At 42.3% G+C, this 24,016-nt stretch carries 19 protein-coding genes and 1 pseudogene; 9 read left to right on the top strand and 11 right to left on the bottom strand.

What is annotated here, in order from left to right:
- Positions 1 to 145: 145 nt before the first annotated feature.
- Positions 146 to 1,132 (bottom strand): ADP-ribosyltransferase, encoded by a 987-nt coding sequence (locus LKE01_RS04760; protein WP_056981815.1) that lies wholly within the window; start codon positions 1,130 to 1,132, stop codon positions 146 to 148.
- A gap of 191 nt (positions 1,133 to 1,323) precedes the next feature.
- Positions 1,324 to 2,193 carry an aldo/keto reductase gene (locus tag LKE01_RS04755; RefSeq protein ID WP_054769221.1) on the bottom strand — a complete coding sequence of 290 codons (870 nt, stop codon included), beginning with the start codon at positions 2,191 to 2,193 and terminating at the stop codon, positions 1,324 to 1,326.
- 210 nt (positions 2,194 to 2,403) lie between these two features.
- On the opposite strand from LKE01_RS04755, the gene LKE01_RS04750 reads away from it, so the two are divergent.
- The 3 genes from LKE01_RS04750 to ppx are packed head-to-tail and all read left to right on the top strand — an operon-like array spanning position 2,404 to position 7,081.
- Positions 2,404 to 3,948: a Ppx/GppA phosphatase family protein gene (locus tag LKE01_RS04750; protein ID WP_056981817.1), complete on the top strand. Its 1,545-nt coding sequence runs from the start codon at positions 2,404 to 2,406 to the stop codon at positions 3,946 to 3,948.
- A complete protein-coding gene (locus LKE01_RS04745; protein ID WP_056981819.1) occupies positions 3,945 to 6,122 on the top strand; it encodes an RNA degradosome polyphosphate kinase in 2,178 nt (725 codons plus the stop codon). Before LKE01_RS04750 ends, LKE01_RS04745 begins: the two co-directional genes overlap by 4 nt.
- On the top strand, positions 6,122 to 7,081 hold the full coding sequence (gene ppx, locus LKE01_RS04740) for an exopolyphosphatase (protein WP_054769220.1): 960 nt from the start codon (positions 6,122 to 6,124) through the stop codon (positions 7,079 to 7,081). The genes LKE01_RS04745 and ppx overlap by 1 nt, the downstream gene beginning before the upstream one ends.
- Positions 7,082 to 7,162: 81 nt before the next feature.
- Here ppx and LKE01_RS04735 read toward each other — a convergent pair whose 3' ends face one another.
- The 9 genes and pseudogenes from LKE01_RS04735 to LKE01_RS04695 form a co-directional block, all read right to left on the bottom strand.
- Positions 7,163 to 8,263 carry a VanZ family protein gene (locus LKE01_RS04735; RefSeq protein WP_054769219.1) on the bottom strand — a complete coding sequence of 367 codons (1,101 nt, stop codon included), beginning with the start codon at positions 8,261 to 8,263 and terminating at the stop codon, positions 7,163 to 7,165.
- 17 nt (positions 8,264 to 8,280) lie between these two features.
- Complete coding sequence (locus LKE01_RS04730) at positions 8,281 to 9,357, bottom strand: YdcF family protein (RefSeq protein WP_483403604.1); 1,077 nt, start codon at positions 9,355 to 9,357, stop codon at positions 8,281 to 8,283.
- A 128-nt stretch (positions 9,358 to 9,485) separates the two neighbouring features.
- Positions 9,486 to 9,896, bottom strand: coding sequence for a transcriptional regulator Spx (gene spx, locus LKE01_RS04725; RefSeq protein ID WP_054769218.1), 411 nt, complete (start codon positions 9,894 to 9,896; stop codon positions 9,486 to 9,488).
- Between the two features lie 634 nt (positions 9,897 to 10,530).
- Complete coding sequence (metF, locus tag LKE01_RS04720) at positions 10,531 to 11,427, bottom strand: methylenetetrahydrofolate reductase [NAD(P)H] (protein WP_054769216.1); 897 nt, start codon at positions 11,425 to 11,427, stop codon at positions 10,531 to 10,533.
- Positions 11,405 to 13,690, bottom strand: coding sequence for a 5-methyltetrahydropteroyltriglutamate--homocysteine S-methyltransferase (metE, locus tag LKE01_RS04715; RefSeq protein ID WP_056981821.1), 2,286 nt, complete (start codon positions 13,688 to 13,690; stop codon positions 11,405 to 11,407). The genes metF and metE overlap by 23 nt, the downstream gene beginning before the upstream one ends.
- Before the next feature lie 185 nt (positions 13,691 to 13,875).
- Positions 13,876 to 14,349 (bottom strand): S-ribosylhomocysteine lyase, encoded by a 474-nt coding sequence (locus LKE01_RS04710; RefSeq protein ID WP_056981823.1) that lies wholly within the window; start codon positions 14,347 to 14,349, stop codon positions 13,876 to 13,878.
- Positions 14,350 to 14,768: 419 nt separating this feature from the next.
- Positions 14,769 to 15,419, bottom strand: coding sequence for a TetR/AcrR family transcriptional regulator (locus LKE01_RS04705; RefSeq protein ID WP_056981825.1), 651 nt, complete (start codon positions 15,417 to 15,419; stop codon positions 14,769 to 14,771).
- 9 nt (positions 15,420 to 15,428) lie between these two features.
- A pseudogene (locus LKE01_RS04700) lies at positions 15,429 to 16,597 on the bottom strand (ABC transporter permease).
- Positions 16,575 to 17,312: an ABC transporter ATP-binding protein gene (locus tag LKE01_RS04695; RefSeq protein ID WP_054769215.1), complete on the bottom strand. Its 738-nt coding sequence runs from the start codon at positions 17,310 to 17,312 to the stop codon at positions 16,575 to 16,577. The pseudogene LKE01_RS04700 and the gene LKE01_RS04695 overlap by 23 nt, the downstream one beginning before the upstream one ends.
- A gap of 320 nt (positions 17,313 to 17,632) precedes the next feature.
- Here LKE01_RS04695 and LKE01_RS04690 point away from each other — a divergent pair, with 320 nt between their 5' ends.
- The 6 genes from LKE01_RS04690 to LKE01_RS04665 all read left to right on the top strand — a co-directional run bounded on the left by LKE01_RS04690 (position 17,633) and on the right by LKE01_RS04665 (position 24,016).
- Positions 17,633 to 19,006 carry a cytosine permease gene (locus tag LKE01_RS04690; RefSeq protein ID WP_056981827.1) on the top strand — a complete coding sequence of 458 codons (1,374 nt, stop codon included), beginning with the start codon at positions 17,633 to 17,635 and terminating at the stop codon, positions 19,004 to 19,006.
- 1 nt (position 19,007) lies between these two features.
- Positions 19,008 to 19,607, top strand: a complete 600-nt coding sequence (locus tag LKE01_RS04685) for a pentapeptide repeat-containing protein (protein ID WP_054769214.1) — start codon at positions 19,008 to 19,010, stop codon at positions 19,605 to 19,607.
- A gap of 96 nt (positions 19,608 to 19,703) precedes the next feature.
- Positions 19,704 to 20,603 (top strand): energy-coupling factor transporter transmembrane component T, encoded by a 900-nt coding sequence (locus LKE01_RS04680; RefSeq protein WP_225364663.1) that lies wholly within the window; start codon positions 19,704 to 19,706, stop codon positions 20,601 to 20,603.
- A complete protein-coding gene (locus LKE01_RS04675; RefSeq protein WP_054769213.1) occupies positions 20,591 to 22,255 on the top strand; it encodes an ABC transporter ATP-binding protein in 1,665 nt (554 codons plus the stop codon). Before LKE01_RS04680 ends, LKE01_RS04675 begins: the two co-directional genes overlap by 13 nt.
- Positions 22,245 to 22,967, top strand: a complete 723-nt coding sequence (locus LKE01_RS04670; protein WP_056981830.1) for an ECF transporter S component — start codon at positions 22,245 to 22,247, stop codon at positions 22,965 to 22,967. Before LKE01_RS04675 ends, LKE01_RS04670 begins: the two co-directional genes overlap by 11 nt.
- A 2-nt stretch (positions 22,968 to 22,969) precedes the next feature.
- Positions 22,970 to 24,016, top strand: a complete 1,047-nt coding sequence (locus tag LKE01_RS04665; RefSeq protein ID WP_054769212.1) for a prenyltransferase/squalene oxidase repeat-containing protein — start codon at positions 22,970 to 22,972, stop codon at positions 24,014 to 24,016.

Here is a 24,016-nt window from a genome sequence, read left to right as displayed (position 1 = left end):
TATAGTACGCCTCCAATCAGAAATCTATTCTATCTAGATTATAACAGTTCTAAACTGTAAAAGCGAATAACAGCTACATCCATTGGTACATAAGGGATTAATCAAAAAAGGATTTTTGAAATCTACCTTCAAAAATCCTTTTTGTTTATTGTTTTAAATTCAACGTGACCATTGTGTAATTGGTCCGAACGTTGCTGATTTGATGTTTTGCTGAATGACCGTGTTTCTTAACGGTAATGACAGTGTGAACCGTTGATTGGGCCTTTTGGTAATTGGTCACAATCAACTTTGAGCCGCTTTTAAGCAGGTATTCCTTTTCGCCCACATTGGTTGAAATTGGATCGATATAGGCGCCGTGATGTCCAGCGGGTAAGTTGATCTTTAAGACAACGTGTTGAGACGAGAATCCCAAAGCGATCATTTGACTAAGGGTACAGGAAGAATAGGCAGCATCCCGATAAGAGTCACCGACTTTAACCGATTTGCTTCCCAAGGATTTCTGTAAACCGGTCAATGAAGTGCCCCGATAAACGGTCAGTGGTTTTGATAAATTAAAAGTTGCGATGGCGGAATTAATCTTAGAAATACTACCATCTACTTTGTTGGAAGCTGCCTGATCAGGAAATCTCAAAGCAGAGTTGATTTTGCTGTAGCCTTTGTCGGTATAATAACGGATCGCTTTAACTTGAGACTTGGTCAATCCCTTTGACCATTTCTTGGATGCAGCGGCCAGACGCTTGGCGGTTTGTTTGTTGTTTTTAAAACCTGCAGCATTATAAACGTAACTTTTTGGCTTAGCCAGCAGATACTGCTGAGTGTTACCGGGAACCTTGACGACACTGCCCTTCTTGGAATAAACCTTGTTTTGAACGGTTAGGGCAGTGTTCTTCGAAACAGTGAGTGGCTTATGCCGGCTGATTTTGCCGGACGAAAAGCGATAAAGTTTGGCTGTCCTTTTGGTGACCAGTTGTTGATGGCCAATGGTTTTAAACTTTACCCGATAAGATTTCGAAACCTTGGTAGATGTATTGCCTTGAATCTCCGTTTCGACAGAGTCGGCACTTACCGGGAGCTGAATTGACAGTCCAAGAATTGCAGCTGCTAATAGCGCTGACCTTTTAATTGATAGCATCGGTGCTCATCCCCTCCAAATAATATGCATCATTCTACACTGATCAGAATGTATTTCAAGTCATGACATAAATTGATTGCAAATTGGTAATGATCAATTCAGTATGCAGGGCAGAATAAAAGGTCACAAAAAAACCGGATCATTACCCGGCATTGCCGAAATAATCCAGTTTTTAAATTTTATATTCGTTATTATTTGGAAAGGTTGGTTAATGCTTCAAAGTCGTCATCGCTTAATTTGACGTTTGCAGCAGCCACGTTGTCTTCCAAATGAGCAATTGAACTGGTTCCTGGAATTGGCAGAATGTTTGGTGAACGCTTCAACAACCATGCCAATGCAATTTGAGCTTCGGAAACATTGTATTTCTTGGCAATTGCACTAAGTGGACTGTTTGCGCCGACTAATTTACCAGTGTCCAGTGGGAACCATGGTACAAAGGCCATATGTTGGCTCTCAGCGTAGTCAACGACATCATCGTCACCGTGGTTACCTACATTGTATAAGTTCTCTACAGCGTCAATTTTGGCGTATTTCTGAGCTTCCTTAATTTGGTCAACAGTTACTTGGCTCAAACCAATGTGCTTGATTTTTCCTTCGTCCTGCATCTTCTTTAGTTCACCAACTTGGTCGGCAACTGGGAAGTGGCTGTCAATTCGGTGAAGAAAGACCAAGTCTTCGTGGTCAAGCCCTAAAGTCATCATTGAAACCTCGACTTGCTGACGGAGATAGTTGGGTTCACCATGTGGTGTCCAGACATTTGGGCCTTGGCGGGTCTGACCAACTTTATCAGAGATAAAAATCTTGTCACGGTTGGCGGCGCCCTTCAAGCCTTCTGCCAAATAACGGTCCGCAAACCATGGGCCATATGAATCAGCCGTATCAAAGAAATTGATTCCAAGTTGGGTTGCTCGGGTAACGACATCTGCTGCCTTTGCAGGATCTGGGTATGGACCCCAGGTACCTTTGCCAGTCAGTTGCATTGTGCCGTAACCTAATCGATTCACAATAAACTGATCATCAAATTTATAAGTTCCAGAATTTGCTGCATTAAGTTCAGTCATCAATTCCACTTCTTTCTGGTGAATAAAATTTGGTACGTTTATATTTTCAATCGTGAAGGAATTGATGTCAATCAAACTGTTTAGAAATATAAGTATGCAAATTAATGATACGAACTGTAAAAATTCCGGCAAAGAATATTGTATACTTACATTGTTAGAATGAAGTATTATTGAAAATTTATAATGAGAATTCATACAGAAGGTGAAGAAATGGCAGCAAAATATTATGGCGTTATGATGGTCAACGTTCAAGGATTGGAACTGTTGATCGTGAATCTAAAGAACTTAAAGCCTTTAGAGCACGTCAAAAAAGATATCAATTTGGGCGATGATGTCTATCAAGACCAACCGGTTAAGTATGAATCAGTGAACAAAGTATCCGAAGCCTTGACCGGTTTTGTCCAGATCTTAAATGATTATGGTGTTGATAATTACAAATTATTTGGAAGCAGTGCCTTACACCAGGCCATTAATTCAGACTTTATTGCGGACCAACTATTTCTACATACTGGTCTTAATATTGAGTGGCTTTCAAGCAGTGAAGAAACATTTTATCGCAATCAAAATATTACTACCGAGCTGCGCAAAGATGGTGTGGATGATAAGCAAACTGTCTTTTTGGTGGGAATTACTTCTGGGAATACGGCAATTACCGAGTTCAACGATGGTAAATTTATCGGGTCAACCAGTTTTGCCTTAGGACCAATTAAGATTGCCGAAGATCTTCAAAGTTTGCGGGAAACCGCGCCAAATTCAATTGGACTGTTAAATGATTATATCGATTCCAAGTTGAATGATTTTTATATTGGTAATCCTGCCAGTGTGGTATCCAACAAGGTCCCAACAAAGATTATTTTACTTGGGTCGTTACCGATGCAGCGGCTGGTTGAAAACTACAATCATTCAGAAGTTGGCGAAACAATTACTGCTGCCCGCTTCGATGATATGGTTGATGATTTAGTGGATGCTTCAGACCAATACCTGATTGAAAGATTGCAAGTCGAACCGGACTATATTCCATTGGTTCTTCCAGAGCTTTTACTTACACGAAGAATTTTACGATTAACCAATGCCGTTGAAATCGGCTTTTCAGATTCTGGTGTGGTTGATGGGCTTGTTAATCAGGAAGCACTTGAACGTGGTTATTCAAAGCTTGATTTCACATCTGAAATTGTTCGACTGGCACTTAACTTGTCGGAACATTATGATGTTGAGCCGGTCCACCGGGATTTGGTCACCAAATTTTGCCTGCATCTATTCGATCAATTGAAGCCGCTTCACCAATTGGGACGTCATGAACGACTCCTTTTGGAAATTGCTTCAATTTTGCATGATTCCGGTAATTATATTGGGATCCATGAACATTATCTGCATTCGGAATACATCATTCTTCATTCAGAAATTATTGGTTTGTCAAAGGATGACATTCGGGTTATTGCCGCAATTGCCCGGTATCACAGCTCAACGACGCCTAACGAAGATTTGATTCACTTCCAGCATATTTCAGCTGATAGCCGACGTTTGATTGCCAAGTTAGCCGCAATTCTGCGTTTGGCTGATGCTTTGGACGACGATCGTCAGCAAAAGATTAAGAAGATTTCAGTTTCAATTAAAGAAACCAAAGTTGTTATTACCGTCTTCAGCAATGCAAACTTGGCTTATGAAAATTGGATTTTTAATACCAAAAGTCATTTCTTCACGGAAGCATATGGCTATAACGCGGTTCTCAAACAAAGGGGAGTTAAAGCGAAATGACAGAACAAATTGATTTTAAAAACCCGGCATACTTTGATAACCGGGAACTCAGTTGGCTAGATTTTAACGAACGTGTTTTGGAAGAAGCACGTGACAAGAATAATCCGTTGCTTGAACGGGCAAAGTTCTTGGGAATTACTCAAAGCAACCTTGATGAATGGGTCATGGTCCGAGTGGCTTCACTGGCAAAACTGGTCGAAGTTAAGTGGGATGGCCGGGATTCATCCGGACGAACACCTGAGGAACAATTGCGGGATGTAAACGCCAAGGCGCATAAGATGCTGATTCGTCAATACAGCACTTTGAACCGTTCATTGCTCCCGGCACTGAGCCAAGTTGGTATCCGACTGCTCAAGATAGAAGACCTCAATGCGGAACAGTATCAGTTCATCAAAGGGTACTTCCATGATGAACTTTATCCTGTTTTGACACCAATGGCGGACGACAGTTCACGACCATTTCCGTTCATTAACAACGATTCACTTAATTTATCACTTCGATTAAATAAAAAAGATGATGAAGGCGGCAAGACATTGTATGCCACCCTTCAAGTTCCAAGTATTTTCTCACGGGTGGTTAAGCTGCCTGGCGGTGAAAACGACTTTATTTTGATTGAAGATATTATCAAGGAATTTGTTGATCAGCTGTTTATCAACTATAAAATTAAAGAAGTCTCAGTCTTCCGGGTTATCCGTGATATGGATTTGGATGTTGCTGAAGAAGATACTTCCGATCTGCTTAAGAAAGTGCAACAACAACTTAAGCTCCGTGAACACGGCCAGGTCATTCGACTGGAAGTCGACTCAACCATCAGTAACAAGCTTCGCAAGCGTTTGGTTAAAGAGCTCCAGACCGCTGAAGATTCTGTCTATGAAGTCAACGGTCCTCTGGATCTGACCTTCATGACCAAGTTGGCCAGCAAGGTTGTTAACCATGACGACTTGAAATATCAACCATACGAACCTTATCAACCTGCTGCTTTGAATTCAGATCATAATATTTTTGAAGCTATTCAAAAACATGACTGGTTGATGCAGCACCCATACGATAAATTTGATTCAGTTGTTGAATTTATCCGTCAGGCATCAATTGACAGTGAAGTTCTTGCCATTAAGATGACCTTGTACCGGGTTTCCGGTGATTCACCAATCATCAAGTACTTGGGACGAGCCGCTCAAAATGGTAAGCAGGTTACTGTATTAGTTGAAGTTAAAGCTCGGTTTGACGAGGAAAATAACGTTCACTGGGCCCGTCAACTTGAAAAGATGGGTTGTCATGTAATTTATGGCCTGGTTGGTCTGAAGACCCACTCCAAGCTGTCGTTAGTTGTTCGTCGTGAAGAAAATGGGATTCGCCGTTATGTTCACATGGGAACTGGTAACTATAACGATGTTACCGCCCACTTCTACACTGATTTGGCATTATTAACCTGCAACACAGATATCGGTATTGATGTCACAAATATCTTTAATATGCTTTCAGGATATTCACGGCCACCATACTTCCATCAACTTCACATTTCACCAAATGGAATCCGTGAGTTTATCACTGATCGACTTGATGAAGCAATTAAATACGCCAAAGACGGCCGGCCAGCTCATGTTCAAATGAAGATGAACTCACTGTCAGACCAAGAAATGATTTCCAAATTGTATGAAGCATCTCATGCCGGCGTTAAAATTGATCTGATTGTTCGTGGAATTTGCTGCTTAAGAACCGGTATCAAAGATGTCAGTGAAAACATCACGGTTCATTCAATCGTTGGCCGTTTCCTCGAACACAGCCGAATTTACATGTTTAATTATGATGGTGAACAGTCAGTTTATCTGTCCAGTGCCGACTTAATGACCCGGAACTTGAACCGACGAGTTGAGCAGTTGTTCCCAGTTCTCCAGCCTGATTTGGCAAAGAGAGTGGTAGACATCTACACAACAATGTGGAATGATAATGTTAAGACCAGAACATTGGATAAAGATGGTGTTTACAAACGAGTCGACCGAAGAGGCCGTGAACCATTGGACTGCCAGGAATACTTTGCAGCTCAAGCAACTAAATTATCAAAGGCTCAACAACGCGAAGCCCGTCCAAAGAGCGATACGCATTTTCAACCAATGATGAGTCCGCAGAATCAACCTGATCCGTTAAACGATGAAGATGGGAGAGACAAGGACTAATGGAAAATCTAGCAGTAATTGATTTGGGATCCAACTCAGTTCGAATGACAATCAATCGAATCAGTAACGATGGCTCTTATGAGACGGTTACCGAAGAAAAGGAATACGTTCGTTTGTCTGAGAATATGGGTGTCAAAAAAATTCTTCAACCAGAAGCAATCGAGAGAACAATCTCCGCTTTGAAAGGTTTCAAAGCGATCTATTCGAAACTTAATCACTTGAAAATTGTTGCAGTTGCAACTGCGGCTGTTCGACAGGCGACTAACCAGAAACAATTTTTGAAGCGGGTCAAAAACGATATTGGCATTAGTTTGAATGTCATTTCCGGAACTCGCGAAGCTTATTTGGATTATGTCGGTGTCAGTGAAACTTTACCTGCTACCAACGCGGTGATTCTTGATACCGGTGGTGCCAGCGCGGAGATTGTCCTGGTTCAAAATGGTAAAGTCAGCAATTTGATTAGTATCCCAATCGGTTCTGTTACTTTATCTTCTAAGTTCGACTTAGCTGATGAGATTTCACCAGCAGAGGTTTTCAAAGCAATGATCTTTGTAAATAAGATTTTTCAAAGTGTTTGGTGGCTGCGTAACGGCTTGAACCTGCCAATTATTGGGTTGGGCGGAAGCAACCGCACACTTGCCAAAATTAATCGGCGCTTTAATAACCTGTTGGATACCAACGATATTCACGGCTATCAGCTTAGGGATGATTCCATTAATCAAACCTTTGAAAAGATCATTGGAATGAATCTTGTGGAACGCAAAAAGGTTCCCGGCATCAATAAAGAACGGGCCGACATTATTGTTGGCGGCTTAATTCCCGTTATTTTGTTGATGAACTACTTGGATTCGGACCGGATTATGTTTTCAAAGAGTGGTTTGCGTGAAGGAATTCTATCTGAAAGACTTCATGAAATTATTCAGGAAAATATTAAAGAACAAGAGAAACAACAAAGTTGAGTTCGGACTTGTTCAAAACGACATTTAAAAAGGACTTCCAGCAAAATCTGCATTTTGTTGGAAGTCCTTTTTGGTTAGCAATTATTTAGTTGTTTTAGTATCGGTGCCACTCAGTCTTTCAAAGAATAACAAATGCTTCTTAGAGAACCAGTCGATGAGTAAATCAACGAAAACGAGAAGGAGCAGAAATGACATGATCAAAAGCCAATGCATAATGTCAGTTAATTGAGGAGTGGGTGCGGTACCTGTCATGTTCAAGAGTCGGATCACGGTGGCAAACAAACCGCCGATGATGCCGTAACCAAAGAAATTCCGAATTAATAGCCTGAACCAACCGGCTTTTTGTCCCTGAAGGTTGACAATCTTGAGGCCAACCAGCCGCATTCCGATTGTTCGTTGAGTGAGGAATTCAAATCCTAGAATAAAGATGACGAAACAAATCAGGGTGCTTATCCAGTCAACTTTGATAACCGTATCCAAAATGCCACTGATGATACCAATAATGATCCAGTCAACCAGCAGGGCGGCCGTTCTCCTAATCGGTGAAACATTCTTGCTGAGGGCCATGGTTCGCGCTGTAACGGCTTGTTTGGTAGGTAAAAAGCGGCCAAGCAGCTGGGCACCCCAGGCTCCGATAATCCCACCAGTCGTGTTTAACAGCAGATCATCGACATCGAATAAACGGTATGGCCGTGGGTAGATGCCATAAAGACCAGTTATTTGAGTAACTTCAAAGAACAGTGAGAGGCAAAAACTCAGCAGAATGGTCTGCTTCCATGAACGTTGGAAATAGTAATGCAGATAAAAACCGAATGGAACCGTCAGAAAAATATTAAAGACCGGTTGAATGACCGTGGGTGCCTTTAAGGCCGCAACCCAAGTTCCGGGATGCGTTAAAGAGAACGGATTGTATTTCATGAATTCTCTAACAAATGTAAATGGAACAAAATTATGTGTTGGTGTCGTCAAGTGAGCCACATACGACTGAGAAGGCAGTGGTAAAATCGTTAAAAAGTAGGCACACATCATGTAGAAAACAAATGTATAAAGCATGAAGATACTCCACTTTGGTAAGGCACCATATTTGTGATAATTAATCAGTAACATGGGTAAGGTAATAAAAATGGCTAATATTGGAAAAAGAATTGCAGCAGTATAAATAACGTTAATATATGATGACATAAAAATCTCCTGAACTTTTATTTAATTGGGCTGATTGGTGAAAACGCAGCAGTGACTCCCATGAGAATTGCGATTATGATGATTAAGCTAAAAATGGCAATGTTCCAACGCTTGTTCATCACAAGAAATGCCAAGTGTTCCCGGATGACGGCATTGGGAAGAAAGTAAAACGGTGTTGGAGCGCCAACCCCAAAAGCCGGGAACTTAAGCTTCCGAGCATAAATTCCGGCACGCAAAGTGTGGTAATTGTTGCTGACAAAAATGACTTTACTGTTCTTTTTACCGGAGTCTTTCTCGATGATTTCCCGTGAGAACTTGAGGTTTTGCAGGGTATTGACCGATTTGGCTTCAATCAGCGTATCACTTTCGGGAATTCCGTGATCCAAGGCATACTTTTGCATTGCTTCACCCTCAGGCAACAGTTCGTCACCGCCTTGGCCACCGGAAAAGACAAGCTTGGGGTGTTTGCCGGTTTCTTTAATTTCTTGTTGATAAAACTGAATTGCTTTATCGATTCGGTTTCCCAACAGTCGACCGACTTTGTAGCCGTCAATTAAGCCGGCACCCAAAACGATGATGTAATCCTTGTCTTTCTTAGGAAAATACAGTCGGTACAATAAAATTGATGTGATCGTATTCCACACTGTCAATAAAACATAACCAATCAACAGTGTTAAGAAGGTTGTCATAAAGGCTTGTAATGGAGCTGGTCCAAATGAGGGATAAAACAGTAAAAGGGCATCTACACCGACAACCCCGATGCCGGCGATTAAGGTCAGGGAACTGCTAAGACTGTGGCCTTCACGTTTCCAGACGATAAAAGCGTTGATAAAGAAAAAAATAAAACTTAACGTCAGTCCTAAAAAGACAGCCAGGCCAACGACAATAATCACGGTACTGAAGACCACAACCCAGAACCAATTGTTATTATACAAAGAAATCAGTTGCACCAGGGCAATTAACAGGACCAGCAAGGTCAGGTTGGCAAGTGCACCCAACATTAAGGAATTCCTTCGTTTAATTAAATATGTACAGAATAGTCCAATCAATACAGCCAGAACAACCAACGTTGGCAATAGGATCGACATTGACATTAGAGACACCTCGTTTTTACGGTGTAATGAAACCCACCATTTTTGCTACACAATAATAACATATTATCTATAATAACAGAAAAAAACACCAGGCACTCAATTAAGGTGCTTGGTGAATGTGTATCCGATTATGCTGTTATGTCTGTGTTCCGCTGTTCAAGTAAGTCGGTAAGCAGCGTCTTTCTGGCTTCTCTTGGTAGGAAGCTGCGGATTCCCTCTTCACTAAAGCCGACCTGCAGCTGCCGATCGTCAAAGATCAACGGCCGTCTAATGAGATCAGGATATTTGACCATTAAGTCAATTAGTTGAGACACACGTAAATTATCAAAGTTGATCTTAAGCTTCTTAAAGCTGTGACAGCGTTTGGAAATCAGATCATCACTGCCGTTTTCAGATAGTCGTAGAATTTGCTTCAAGTCTTCAGCGCTTAACGGTCGTTTTGAGATATCCCGTTTCTTAAACTGAATATCATGACTCTTCAGCCACTTTTCTGCTCGTCTGCTTGAAGAACTACTGGGTGCTACATATAAATTTAGCATTGTTGTCAACTCCTTTAAATGCTGTGACGACAATTCGATTCATCCATCGGTTCATGAACCTATCCCCACTTTAATTATATCATATACATAATTAAAGTCAAATGCACACTATAAGATATTAATTAAATTAGTATTGTCAAAGATTAGGCTTCAATCATGAAATATTTCCGGCGTTTTACAAAATAGTAGCGTTTTTCTTAAGACTCAGCAGCGAATTGGAAAGATTGATTCAATTTAAGCTTGAGTTAAGTTGGCGACAGTAATCTATAAACAATCAAATGAGAAGGAAGGGATGCAGGCATCATTACCAGTCATTAAGGATAAAGTGAATGACATCTCAATTGAATTTGAGAATATCGAAGAAAGTCTCCTCCAAGATTTCTTTCTTCAAGTAAATAGTTACCTAAAAATATCGTTGAAAGGAAGGATTTAAATGAATCGAAAAAGGATTTATTATACGTCGGGGATTACCGCTGCTGCGGTTGTGATGGTTATTGCAGGTAGGATGATGCGTCGCCCACGTTTAAATGCTCATGCTAACTAAGCCCACTCTTCTCCCCCAAGTTGAATGGCCACAGAAAAAGCGCTGTGTCACTTAATTGTTCAAGCCAATTAAATGATGCAGCGCTTTTAATTATGCATTTTCAGTCTGCTTTGATAAGTTTGATGCTTCAAAGACTGATTGGGTTTCGTCCCAGATTCGTTTGGCAATTTTAGATTTATTCATGGTGTAAAGATGAATTCCGTCAACACCTTGAGAGACCAAATCAATTATTTGATCAACTGCGAAGGCAATACCGGCGTCAAGCATTGCTTCTTTACTATTCTGGTAGCGATCCATGATTGCAGCGAATTTTTTAGGAATCGGAACGCCTGAAATTTGAGTAATCCGTTCGATTTGATTCTTATTCGTACAGGGCATAATGCCGGCTTCAATTGGAACGTGAATTCCAGCAATCTCGGTTTTTTCTTTGAAATCATAGAAAGCTTGGTTATCAAAGAAGAGTTGGCTGATCAAGTGATCGGCTCCGGCATCAACCTTTTCCTTTAAATGGGTGATGTCGTCGACAAAGTCGGGGGCTTCAGTATGGCAGTTGGGATAACACGCACTGGCAATGCTGAAGTCGGGACGATTTTCATGGACAAATTTAACCAGTTCATTGGCGTGATTGAAAACACCAACCGGTTCTTTGCCGGGAATCTTATCCCCGCGAAGGGCAAGAATGTTCTTCACGTTGATACTGTCCAAACGGTCCAGTAATGCCAAAACTTGCTCTTGGGTCTGATAAAGGCCTGGTACATGGGCAACTGCCGGAATATCCAGCTTATTTTGAATCAGGTTGGCAATTTCAACAGTTCCATCACAATGGGCAGTACCCCCCGCACCCAAAGTTACCGATATAAAATCCGGGTTAATTGATTGGAGACGCTTGAGGGTTGGAAGAATTGCCTCGGTTGGCGAACTTTTCTTTGGTGGAAAGACTTCCAGTGAAAAGACGGTTTTAGTTTTAAATAACTCCGTTAGGCTCATTGATTTCACTCCTAACCTTCTTAGTCGCATCAACAATATTTTTAAGGCTTTCAAACGATTCTTCCTCTGAACGGGTCTTCAAGCCACAATCAGGGTTGATCCAAACTTTATCAACCGGCAGCTTGGCGACTAATTGTTTGATCAGTCCTTCAATCTCTTGCTCTGATGGAATTCGAGGTGAGTGAATATCGTAAACGCCGGGACCAACTTCTGTCTGGAACTTGGCTGCGACTAATTGGTCGATCAGGGTAAAGTCGGCACGAGAGGCTTCAAACGAGATAACATCGGCGTCTAAAGCATCAATGGCTTTAATAATATCGCCAAATTCGCTGTAGCACATATGGGTATGAATTTGGGTACTTGCCTGAACTTTACTGTGAACAAGTCGGAATGCCGGAACTGCCCAATCCAAGTATTCAGAATACCAGTTGGATTTTCTAAGTGGCAGATTTTCTCGTAATGCAGGTTCATCGATTTGAATAATCTTGATGTCATGCTTTTCCAAATCAAGGACTTCATCTTGAAGAGCCAAGGCAATTTGAGTAACTGATTCTTTTGGTGTGACGTCTTCACGTGGGAACGACCAGTTGAAAATCGTCACTGGTCCGGTCAGCATGCCCTTCATTGGCTTATCAGTCAGGTTCTTTGCGAACACTGAAGCGGCAACGGTGATTGGCGCAGTTCGACTAATATCGCCCCAAATAATTGGTGGTTTAACACCACGAGTACCGTAAGATTGAACCCAGCCGTTTTGAGTGAAGACAAAGCCGTCGAGTTTTTCTCCGAAGTATTCAACCATGTCGTTACGTTCGTATTCACCATGAACCAGAACGTCCAAACCAATTTCTTCTTGGATTTTAACGATCCGGCGAATTTTATCTTCATTAAACTTGTCGTATTGTTCCTTGGTGATTTCACCTTTACGTAATTTGGAACGATTTTGACGAACATCTTTTGTCTGTGGGAATGAACCAATTGTGGTTGTTGGCAGGATTGGCAGATTGAATTCCTTCTTTTGGATCTTTTCCCGTTCTGCTCGTTCCGGAAGGCGGGTGTAGTCAGATTCGGTCAGGCCGGCAATTCTGTCACGAACGGCTTCATTGAATGGATGTTTGACGCTGCGGAATAAAGTGTCGTTCTTTTCCAAAGCGGCCTTGCCATCTGCTTCATCGCGGTAGATGTTATCGAGTTCCTTGATTTCATCAAGCTTTTCAATCGCAAAAGCCAAATGCTGTTTAACGTCTGAAGGAACCTTGGTTTCATCTGCTGCACTATAAGGAACGTGAAGAAGAGAAGCCGAACTGCTCAGGATAACTTGGGCTTTGGTATTCAAGCCGTTAAGTAATTTAATGGTCTTTTCATAATGGTTGCGCCAAATATTTTTACCATTTACAACACCGGCAAAGAGAACTTTGTCAGCGGGGAAGCCGTTTTGTTTAACGAGTTCCAAGTTATATTTGCCTTCAACAAAATCCAATCCAATTCCATCAAAATCAAGGCTGGTAACATCGTTATAAACATCGCGAATATCGCCAAAGTAGTTTTGTAAAAGAATTTTGGCTGATCCCTTGCTGGCTAAAATGCCTTTGTATAATTTGTCAAAGATGGTCTTTTCAGCAGAATCAACATCAAAGCTGAGAGCCGGCTCATCGATTTGAATCCAAGCAACCCCTTGTTGGTTGAGATGCTTAATAACGTCAGAGTATGCAGAAATGAGGGCATCAACAAAATCTTTAGGTGTTGGACCGTCAATAAAACGGCTTAACTTGAGAAGTGTGTATGGACCTGTGATGACGGCCTTGGCGTTGATCCCAAGCTTGAGGGCTTCGTCAACTTCGTCAAATAGTTTGCTGCCAACCAACTTAATGTCAGTGGCTTTGGAGAATTCCGGCACAATGTAGTGATAGTTGGTATTGAACCATTTTTTCATTGGGAGTGCTTTAACTGTTTCGGAACCATTTTGGTATCCACGGGCTTGGGCAAAGTATTCGTCGAGCGGTGATAAATTAAGTTCCTTGTATCGTTCCGGGATGATGTTTAAAAGATTGGCAGTATCTAAAACGCCGTCAAAGAATGAAAAATCACCTACTGGAATCAAGTCGATGCCGGCAGCTTGTTGTGCCTGCCAGTGATTCTTGCGGATGCCGTAAGCTGTTTTGAGTAACTCAACTTGGTCAATCTTGTTTTTCCAATAGTGTTCTGTAGCAAATTTTAATTCACGGTGATGGCCGATACGTGGAAATCCAATAATTGTAGTTGTCATGTGGGTAGCCTCCTAAGCTTTAGAGTGCGAGCCAAGCCGGTTAGTTCCTGAGCATTTATTTAACAATGAGTTTTGATGCGTTTCTTGCATCGTGGGCTCATTGTTGGATAAAGCGGAGGGGGCTGGTTTGGGGAGCACGTTTTGTTAGTAATAGTAAGAAACGAAAAAACAAAGCACTGAAAAATCTAGATAACATGTCTTTCGTAAGGATCATTTGAAATTCCCTCATCGAGAATCTTCTTGCTCCATTCTTTGGCTGAGAATAAAGAGTGGTCACGATAATTTCCGCAGCTGTATTTATCCACGCCCGGAACATCTTTCCATTCCACTTTATTGGCAATTTCATCAAGGGATCCCTTTAAGGCCTTGGCAACTTCGGTGGTGCTGTGTTCGCCCCAGGTAATCAAGTGAAATCCAGTCCGACAGCCAAATGGTGAACAGTCAATCACGCCATCGAGGCGATCTCTGAGCAGGCTTGCCAATAAATGTTCGATGGTATGCAACCCGGCAGTTGGAACAGCAGTTTCGTTGGGCTGAGTTAACCGCAAGTCGAAGTTGGAAACGACATCGCCTTTAGGACCGGTTTCTGTTTTAATTAAACGAACGTAAGGTGCTTTAACCTTTGTGTGATCCAATGTAAAACTTTCTACTTTTGCCATAAATAATCTATCTCCTCATCCAATATTGTTTTCATTTATTCTTAATGCCAGCATTGTTTTTTAATTTATAGAAACAAAAAAACATTCGTCCCTCGTGTCAGAATTAATCTGACCGAGGGGCGAATGTTTCGCTTTACCACCCTGAATTTGTATTGATTTCGCAACCAACACCTCTGAAAGTACCAGACTTCGATACTCGGCGATGTAACGGTCGCACCCGGGTTTCAAGCGTTAACTTGAAATCGCTATTCAGAGTTCATCTTCATTAACTTATGAACCATCCTTTTTCACCAACCGGATTCTCTAAGGGTTCATTCGCCAACTACTCTTCTCTTCAGAGCTTTAATTTACTAGCATTAAAATTTAATGATAATAATAGTCGCAGTTCTAATGTTTGTCAACCGCATATCAAAATTAAATTATTTTTCGGGCGAAAGTCCTTTGACCAAAAACTCGACTGCCTGGTCAATGACCGTATCCAAATCGAGTTTTCGATCGAATAAAACAATTTGGGCACCATAGCCCGCTCCAATTGATAAAACGTACTCCATGATTCTTGCAGTATCCCAGTCGACGAGTAGGTGTTCTTCTTTCAACTTGTCGATCACTTTTGGGATTGTATTTGTCAGCACGGATTTGACAGATTTGACTAATTCAGCCAGTAACTGGGGATCGCTTATCGCCTGCATGAACAAGATTTTGATAATTTGCTTGTTCTCGGTGGCAAATGTCAATCGGTTTCGTAGAGTTGGTTTTAAAAATTCGGCCAAGTTGTCATATTGAAAATGATTAATATCGTAGGAGAATTCCTTGGCTGCTCTTGGAATGGTTTTCGAAAATAATGGTTGAACAACTGCCTGTAAAAGCTGTTCCTTAGTATTGAAACGCTTGTAGACCGTTCCCTGACTGACACCGGCTTTTTTGGCAATGTCAGCTGTCGTTGTGGCTTCGAATCCCTTTGAGGCAAATAGTTCCAGGCAGGCTTTAAGAACCTGCTTTTGCTTTTGTGGTAAATCCTTTGTGGAATCAATGTCTTCTGAATAAAATGACTCAATTGAAGTTGATGCCATATCTTTCACCTACACTTTCCGATATTTCCGCATGCCAATCATGTTCAACACGATGAAGACAAGTAAGAATATGAGTATAGCAGAGAATTGGGGGATGATTGCCGAAAAGCTGGCCTGTTTTTGAATAACGTCGGTTAGGGCACTGGCACCATAATAAAGCGGCATGATGTGGGCAATGACCTGCAGCCATCCGGCCATGTTGGCAACTGGAATCAAACCTGAGAAGAAAATTTGTGGATGACGACGATCGGGATGAATTGCACCATCTGAAATTCCGATGCTGCAAACGTTGAAACAAATAATCCCATCGAAAGGGCAACCATCGCCAAAGCAAAACAAATCAACAGGACGATTGCAATGTTGCCTAAAATCTCAATTCCTAATACATAAATACAGAAGAGAACGATAATGGCGGTTTGAATGATCGCAACTGCACCGTAACCAGTCAGGTAGCCATAGATAATTTCACTTCGCTTAACCGGCGTTGCAAGTAAGCGATCCAACGTTCTTGAATTTCGTTCGTTTAAAAGCGAGATGCCTGATATTAGGAAAACAAAGAAGAAGACCATGAATCCCAAGAATACCGGCAGCATCGTCGTAAAGAACGAAGAGTTGCTCTTGCCGTAAAGATAATGCTGACTCAGCTTGAGACTGCTTGGCTTTTGCATATTCTTTGGGGTTGAAGGAGCTGGAATTCGACCACTGATGGTTGACGGTAGTTGCTTTTTGATCTGCTGCAACTGAGCTTGCATCTTCATCAAACCGGCTTTCGATTTTTTAGTAGCAGCTGCCAGTTGTTTGATTTGAGTTTTGATTAACGCCATCTGAACGGATTTCTTGATAATTGCCATTTTATTTTGGTCGGCATTTTGGTAGGTCACAATTAATTTGCCGTTGGTCTTTTTGATGAAGCCAGCGTAATCCTTATCACGAATTGTTTGTTTTGCCGAAGCATTTGCGGACATCTTATGAATTGTGATGTGCTTGTTATCAATTGCTTTGATCAGTGAGCTGGAGACGTTGTTTGTCCCAATGTCTGCCACCGTATTGGTGTTTGATTGAAATAGAAAATACATTAATGACAAAATAAATAGGGGAGCAATGAACATTAACGCCAGTGTCCGCTTATCACGAAACATCTCAACGAAGATTCGTTTAGTTATTGTCAGTATTCTCATTTGATTTCCCCGCTTTCAAAAAGACTTGTTCCAAATTATCAACCTGATACTTTTTCTCCAAACTATCGGGAGAGCCGTGGGTAATGATGTGGCCATCACGAATCATTAGAAGCTCGTCACATTCGGCGGCATCCTCCATCACGTGGGTTGTGATGATAATTGATTTGCCGTCCTTGGCGTACTTCCTCAATTCGTCCCAGATTTGCCGACGCAGTTCAGGATCGATTCCAACAGTCGGTTCGTCCAGAACCAGTAAGTCAGGATCTTGAATCAAACTGATTGCTAAGGACAAACGGCGCTTCATTCCACCTGAGTAATTGCTGACCCGTTTATCCAAATCCTGGTTGAGGTTAACGACTCCGGCGGTGTATTCGATCCGCTCATTTAGCTGATCTTTTTTCACACCAAACAGTTGAGCAAAGAACTTGAGATTCTCACGACCGGTCAAACTTTCATATAGTGCATCGTCCTGAGCCATAAATCCGATTCTTTGCAGGACTTGTCGGTTAGGCATTTCTTTGCCGAAAATGGTCACTTTACCGTCATCTGGCTGTTCCATCCCCATGATATTTTTAATAATGGTGGTCTTACCCGCACCGGAAGGGCCAATCAGGCCTAATATTTCGTGACCTGATGCCGTTAAATTCACATCGTGCAGGATTCGCTTTTTATTAAAGCTTTTATCAACGTGTGTCACTGTTACGACTGCATCCATCATGATTCCTCCCCTTGTGAGTGAGTACTAACTCACTTATGCCTTTAGTATACGTCATCTGAGGTGAGTGTCAACTCACAAATTGCAATTTTCCCTTGCCTCACGTATAATGACATTAAAATTTAGTCCTTTAAATAGTCCAGCGAGTCTGTCAAGGAAGCCATTAATGAATGTTGTTTTTACCGGTAATTACACCGGGAAAAATGCACTTCGACTCTGTCTGAGACGAAGTGCATTTTTCTTTGTCGACAACTCATTTCAACTTAAAAATCAATTGAGACGACACGACAACTTTAAAGGATGATCAGAGGAGATTAATTATGGAAGATAAGAGTTTTGGTCGCGTTGAATCAATCCCCAAGGAACATCGTCATCAATCATATTGGGATATGTTTGCGACTTGGGTTGGTGCTAATGCGAATAACGGAACTTGGTACGTTGGTGGGGTGATTGCAGCCTGTGGTTTCGTAACCGCATCGACCACGCTCATTATTGTTGGCGTCATTACATATTTTTTACTGGCCTTATCAGGTTACATGGGCTACAAGACCGGATTACCGGCAATGGCATTGACTCGGGCATCCTTTGGACTCAAGGGCAGTTATTTGCCTTCTGTCATTAACGTGGTGCAGTTCATCGGCTGGGCAGCCGTGAACACGTTTATTGCCGCCACCTCTATCAGTTATATTCTTCACGATGTTCTGGGTTGGCCGGTTTATGGTAAACCGGGCGGACTTAAAGGCCTGGTGTCTGGAATCGTTGTGATGAGCATTTTACATTTACTGAGTATTTCAATGGGTGAAAAATCAGTTCGGATCATTGAACGAATTGGTATTATTCTGGTCTTTATCCTGGTTATCTGGGAATCGATTGTCGTTTTCCAAAATGTTTCGTTATCAGAAATCGTTTCCTGGCACGCACCGGCTGCTCTTAAGATGACCCCGGGGCAGGCGGTTGACGTTCTGGCTGCTTTTAATCTAGCTTGGGTGACAGCTGCCAGTGACTTTACCCGCTTTTCCAAAAAGCGTTCCAGTTCAACTTGGGCACCGTTTTTTGGCGCTAACCTGGGGTTGATTTGGTTTGCCATGATTGGTATTATCTCAACAATTGCGACCGCGATTACCCTGAATCACTTTGATGCCAACAATTCAGATCCTTCGACTATTGCCAGCAAGTTGGGGCTGGGAGTTCTGGCAATGCTGGTCATTATCATTACCAGTACGACGGCCAACGCGGTTAACCTGATGTCGGCCGGATCCGCTTTGACCAACATGACCAAGCGGCTGTCATTAACATTCAGCATCGTTTCGGTCACGCTGGTTGCGGTGGTTGTCACCTTTATTCCGATTTTTTATTCCACTTTTCTCAATGTTTTTACAGCGTTTCTGGATGGAATCGGCATGTTCTTGGGACCTGAAATTGCCATTTTCTTGGTTGATTTCTATGTTGTTGCCAAACGAAAATATAACGCTGCTCATTTTGCCTCACGAACCGGGAAATATTGGTATACTGGTGGCATTAACTGGATTGCAATCGCTTCGTGGCTGATTGCGGTTCTGGCATATGGATATATTAAAACCGTGGCCGTCGTTGCAGACTCCGTTGGTGCAACCTTTATTTCGATGCTCATCGCCGCAATCATTTATTTGGCCGGCAGTTCGTTGATCTCACGCGGCCACATTCAGGAGGATTAGCTTGGCAACAATTACAAAGCAAACGTTGAGTTTGGACGATGTCGAACCGGATAATACGTATTCAAATTGTACGTTCACGGTTTCAAATGAACTGATTCGGATTAACGATGTGGTTTTTGATCACTGTCAATTTGAGCAAAGTAACTTTGACCGCAGTGACTGGGGATACGTGGAATTCAAGGGATGCGACTTATTGAACGCAACTTTTCATAAAAGCTACTTATCGAACTGTAAGTTCACCAACGTGCAACTGATGAGGGCCGACTTTTCGATGGAAACGTTAATCAAGAAGTGTCAATTTCACGACTCTAACCTTCACTATGCGAATTTTAGTGAAACCAAGATGGAAGATAGTTTCTTTGTTGACTCTAATTTGGTGGAAAGCAGTTTTCAGGCTGTGACCGTCAAAAAAGATTTGTCATTTAACAACTGTGAAATCAATCAAATTGATTTTCTGGATACCCACATGAAAGGGATCGACTTATCAAAGGCAACTTTTGATGATTTGATTGTTAATCCGGAACTGATCAAAGGGTTAAAAATTAATCCCTGGCAGGCCGGACAGATTGTCGCAATGCTGGGCGTGATTGTCGAAGATTAAGGCACCTAAAATGTTTTTTGAATCCACCAAATTTCAAACGGTTGCTGATGATATAATAATCATTCAGGGAATTTTAGATTTGAAAGGAGTGGTGCAATGATGAATAAATTACCGATTCGAATGACCTTCTTTTATCAGGCTCATCCGGTTGTTGCGGCAATTTATTTTTTGGAAGTTATTATTGCACTGCTTCTTTTTAATCATCCCGCCGTTGCGATATTTGGATTTGTTGGATTGACGGTCACGTCAATTCTTTATTTGGGATCGACAGCGGTGTGGCGCCAATTTAAAATGAGCCTGTTTTTATTTATCACGATTGTGTTGTTCAACTGCCTGTTAAATCAGCGATTTGGTCCCATATTGTGGCAATTTTCAGTTGCCGGCGCAACCTTTAAGTTAACGGCTCCGGCACTGCTATATGGTGCGGTAATGGGCCTTATGCTTGTTCAAATGCTAATGGCTTTTGGACTGCTGAACGTGATTCTGCCACCCAATAAATTAGTCTATGTATTTTCTTCAGTGACACCTCGAATCGGCTTATTGGTGGTTATCTCGGCCAATTTGGTTAAGGCGTTTGTCCGCAACTTTCATCAGCTGTCGATGCTTCAAAAAACACGCAACGTTGATTTGACCAAAGGGTCACTCTTGAGCCGCATTAAAAGTGGTGGGCATCTGCTGCAGATTTTACTGGAAGATTCGTTGGCATCAGGGATGGAAACAGCCAGACTGATGGATGCCAGGGGATTTGGAGCTGCCAAACGAACTCATTATCATACATATCGTTGGCACCCCACAGATTGGGCCTTTTTGTGTTCGGCAACCGTTCTGTTTTCAGTTATCGTCATTGCGCGATTGAATCAAATTGGTTGGTCGGGCTCGGTTGCCCAATATACAAATTTTTGGATGAATGGTGATATTTTGGGGGTTACGTTGCTGATGGGGATGCTGATTTTGCCGATGATTGCCGAAGGAGTTTATCACTTATGCACGAATTAATAAGAGTCGATCACCTGACATTTAAATACCCCGTGCAAAAATCGCCAGTTATAAGCGATATCAATCTAAAAATCAGCCAGGGCCAGTTCGTTGTCATTGCCGGTGCAACCGGGAGCGGCAAAACCACCTTGATGAATCACTTTAAGAAGGAACTGACGCCCAATGGCCACCGGCAGGGGCAGGTTTTAATTAACCAGAAGCCCATTAACGAATTATCAAAACTTGAAAGTGCCAAAACAATTGGATACGTTGGCCAGGATCCAACCGTACAGCCGATTATGTCGACGGTTATCGATGAACTGGCTTTTTCCTTGGAAAATGTGGGCGAACCCAGTGCGGAAATTGAACGACGAATTGCTGAACTGGCCAATTACTTGGGCCTTGATCAGTTGCTGCATAAAAGTATTGATGCCCTTTCGGGTGGCCAGTTGCAGTTGGTCAATCTGGCCTCAGTACTGATTCTACGGCCAAAAGTGATTCTGCTGGATGAGCCGGCTGCGCAATTGGATCCGTTATCAACGCAACACTTCTTTGAAGTTCTTAACCGGGTTCATGAAGAATTGGGAATCACAATTGTGCTGACAGAACACAACTTGGATGGGGTATTGTCCTTGGCGGACCGGTTGATTTTATTACAAAACCAAGGGATATCTTTTGATGGTCGTCCACGAAATGGACTGGAAACCATGACGGCAGATCCAAAACTAAAATATTTTGTTCCACAAGTTTCACAAGTATTTTTGAAGAAGGATCGCCACTTTCCAGATCTGCCAATCTCAGTTGCCGAAGGGCAGCGACTCATTTCAAATCAACAGTTAAAGTTTACTTATGTAGGAACGTCAACATCCGCATCAGTTGGCGAAACCAATGTCTTGGCCGCCAAAAACTTAACCTTCTCTTTTGACCGCCAATCCAATGTGATTGACCACTTGGATTTAAATTTACCATCCGGTGACTGGTTATCAATCGTTGGTAAGAATGGTTCCGGAAAATCCACATTGTTAAGCATTTTAGCTGGCTTACGGATTCCCCAACACGGCAAGGCCCGGTTCCACAAAAAGCTTGTCTGGAAGATTCCCAATGCCGGCCGAATCAAAGCCATTTCATTTCTTTCACAAACGCCTTCACTGCAGTTCGGTGAAGAAACGGTTGAAAAGGAACTGATGAGACAAGCCGAGGCACTTCAGCTGGAATTTCCGGACAAACAAGTTAAAATGATGGTTGATCGACTGCATTTATCTTCGTTGGTCGATCAAAGTCCGTTTGACATCAGTGGCGGCCAGCAGCAATTGCTGGGTGTCGCGTTGGCACTGCTGGTGGATCCGGAATTATTAATTCTGGATGAACCGACCAAGGGACTTGATCCATATACCAAACGATTCTTAGGCCAAATTTTAAAGGACGTTAACGAGTCTGGTACCACAATTTTGATGGCCAGCCATGACATGAAATTTAGTGCTGAATATTCCAAGCACTGTGCATTTATGTTTGACGGTCACTTGAATACGGTGCTTCCAACCCGCAGTTTTTTCGGCAATAACTTTTTCTTTACGACACCGATCAATCGATTATTGAGGAATCAAGTACCAATGGCAATTTTGCCGAATGATGTTAATCTGGCTTCAGAAGGGACAAGTAAGCATGTTTCATAAATCAAAGGCCGTCTTTTATAGTCGGCTGTTGTTTGTTTTCATATTGATTGGCGTATTTTTAACGTTAATGATGCTGCTTCATAACAAGCATTATTTGATGTTTAGCTTCATGGTTCTACTGTGCAGCATCCTGCCGGCGTATTGGAAATTCGAAAAGCAGCCTTTAACCACCCAAACACTGATGTTTGTTGCAATCTTGATTGCCTTGGCGGTTGCTGGACGGGTGCCCTTTGCCGCTCTTCCGAGTATCCAGGCAGCCAGCTTTGTCATTATTGTCGGTGGCGTTTCATTGGGACCTGAACTGGGATTTGTGACTGGAAGTACCACCGCCTTGGTATCCAATATGTTTATGGGCCAGGGGCCCTGGACTCCTTGGCAAATGTTTGCCTGGGGATTGATGGGGCTGTCCGCCGGTCTCATTGGGATGACCAAGCTTAAAAAGAGTTTGATCTTTATGATCATTTTTGGTGGTGTTTGGGGATTTCTGTTTGGCTGGATTATGGATCTCTGGTACGCCTTGCAGTACGTTTCGCCAATGACTCTCAAAAGTTTCATTTTGGCATTTGCCAGCAGCGCGCTGTTTGATTTGTACCATGGACTTTCAAACATTGTTTTGATTGCACTGCTTTATCGACCTTGGGAAAAGTTGTTTACAAGGCTGGATCGTAAGTATCGATTTTTACCAACAAAACAAAATAAAGGGATGGACTAATGATGAAACGAATGAATAAATTAATCACTTTATCAATGACCGGATTGTTATTGGCAGGTGTTGCCGCACCGCTTTCAACTGTGAACGCCGCCCAAATTAAGACTGCTTCAAGTGCTTATCAGTCATCAAAGGCGAAAGCAACCTATAAGTATGCCAAAAAGATGCTGGTCAAAAATCGAACTGGCTTTTCCGGCAAGACGAGTTACATATTTAGCAAGAAGGCTTATCCAGATAGTGGTGCTGCCTATGGCTATTCAGACCTTCTCCTGGGGCTGAAAGGATTTGGCTACAAGTTTACCAAGACGCAGCAGAATCGGGTTAAAAACAGCCTTATATTGAATAAGAAGAGTACGCCAGCTAATTTGGCCAACGCAATCATTGCGGTCAGAGCCGTTGGACTGAATCCGCAAAAATTACGTAAAACCGGCGCCAAAACAACTTTGAACCTGGTAAGTGCCTTATATCACCGTTCAATGACCAAGCAGACGGTTAACGTTCAAAGCCAAGCCCTGATTGCATTGTCGACTGGTTCATATAAACGTCCAAGTAATGCCAAATTTACCAAGAATGGGTTAAGCAACCTGATTGTTAAGAACCAATTGGGCAATCATGGCTGGGCATATAACAACCAAGCTGCAAGTGCGGATAGTGATACAACTGCTATGGCGGTTACCGCTCTTGCCAGAGGAAAATCAACCAGTTCCGCAGTGAAGTCGGCAATCGTAAAGGGTCAAAGCTTTTTGAAGGACGCCGTTCGTCCCAATGGTGCATTTGGATATACATTTAAGGACAAGGTTTATACCAACGCCAACTCAACCGCGGAAGCCATTATTGCTTTCTCCACGAAACAAAGTACGGTCAAGCTGGTGAATGGTTACTTCAAATCAAATCAAACCACTTCACCTATGCGGGCAATGTTAAGTTATGTCCGTTCAACGGGATCGATTAAGGGTGCCACAACGCAAACTTTGGGTGTTGGTCAGGTGAACTTGGCCAACGCAGCATATCGTCAAGCTTTGGCACACCGTTCAATTTATTCAATTAAGTAA

Origin of the sequence: Lentilactobacillus kefiri (assembly GCF_007989105.1) — a bacterium.
Classification (GTDB): Bacteria; Bacillota; Bacilli; order Lactobacillales; family Lactobacillaceae; genus Lentilactobacillus; species Lentilactobacillus kefiri.
Note: the sequence above shows the minus strand (reverse complement) of the source record. Positions and strands in the feature narration are given on the sequence as shown.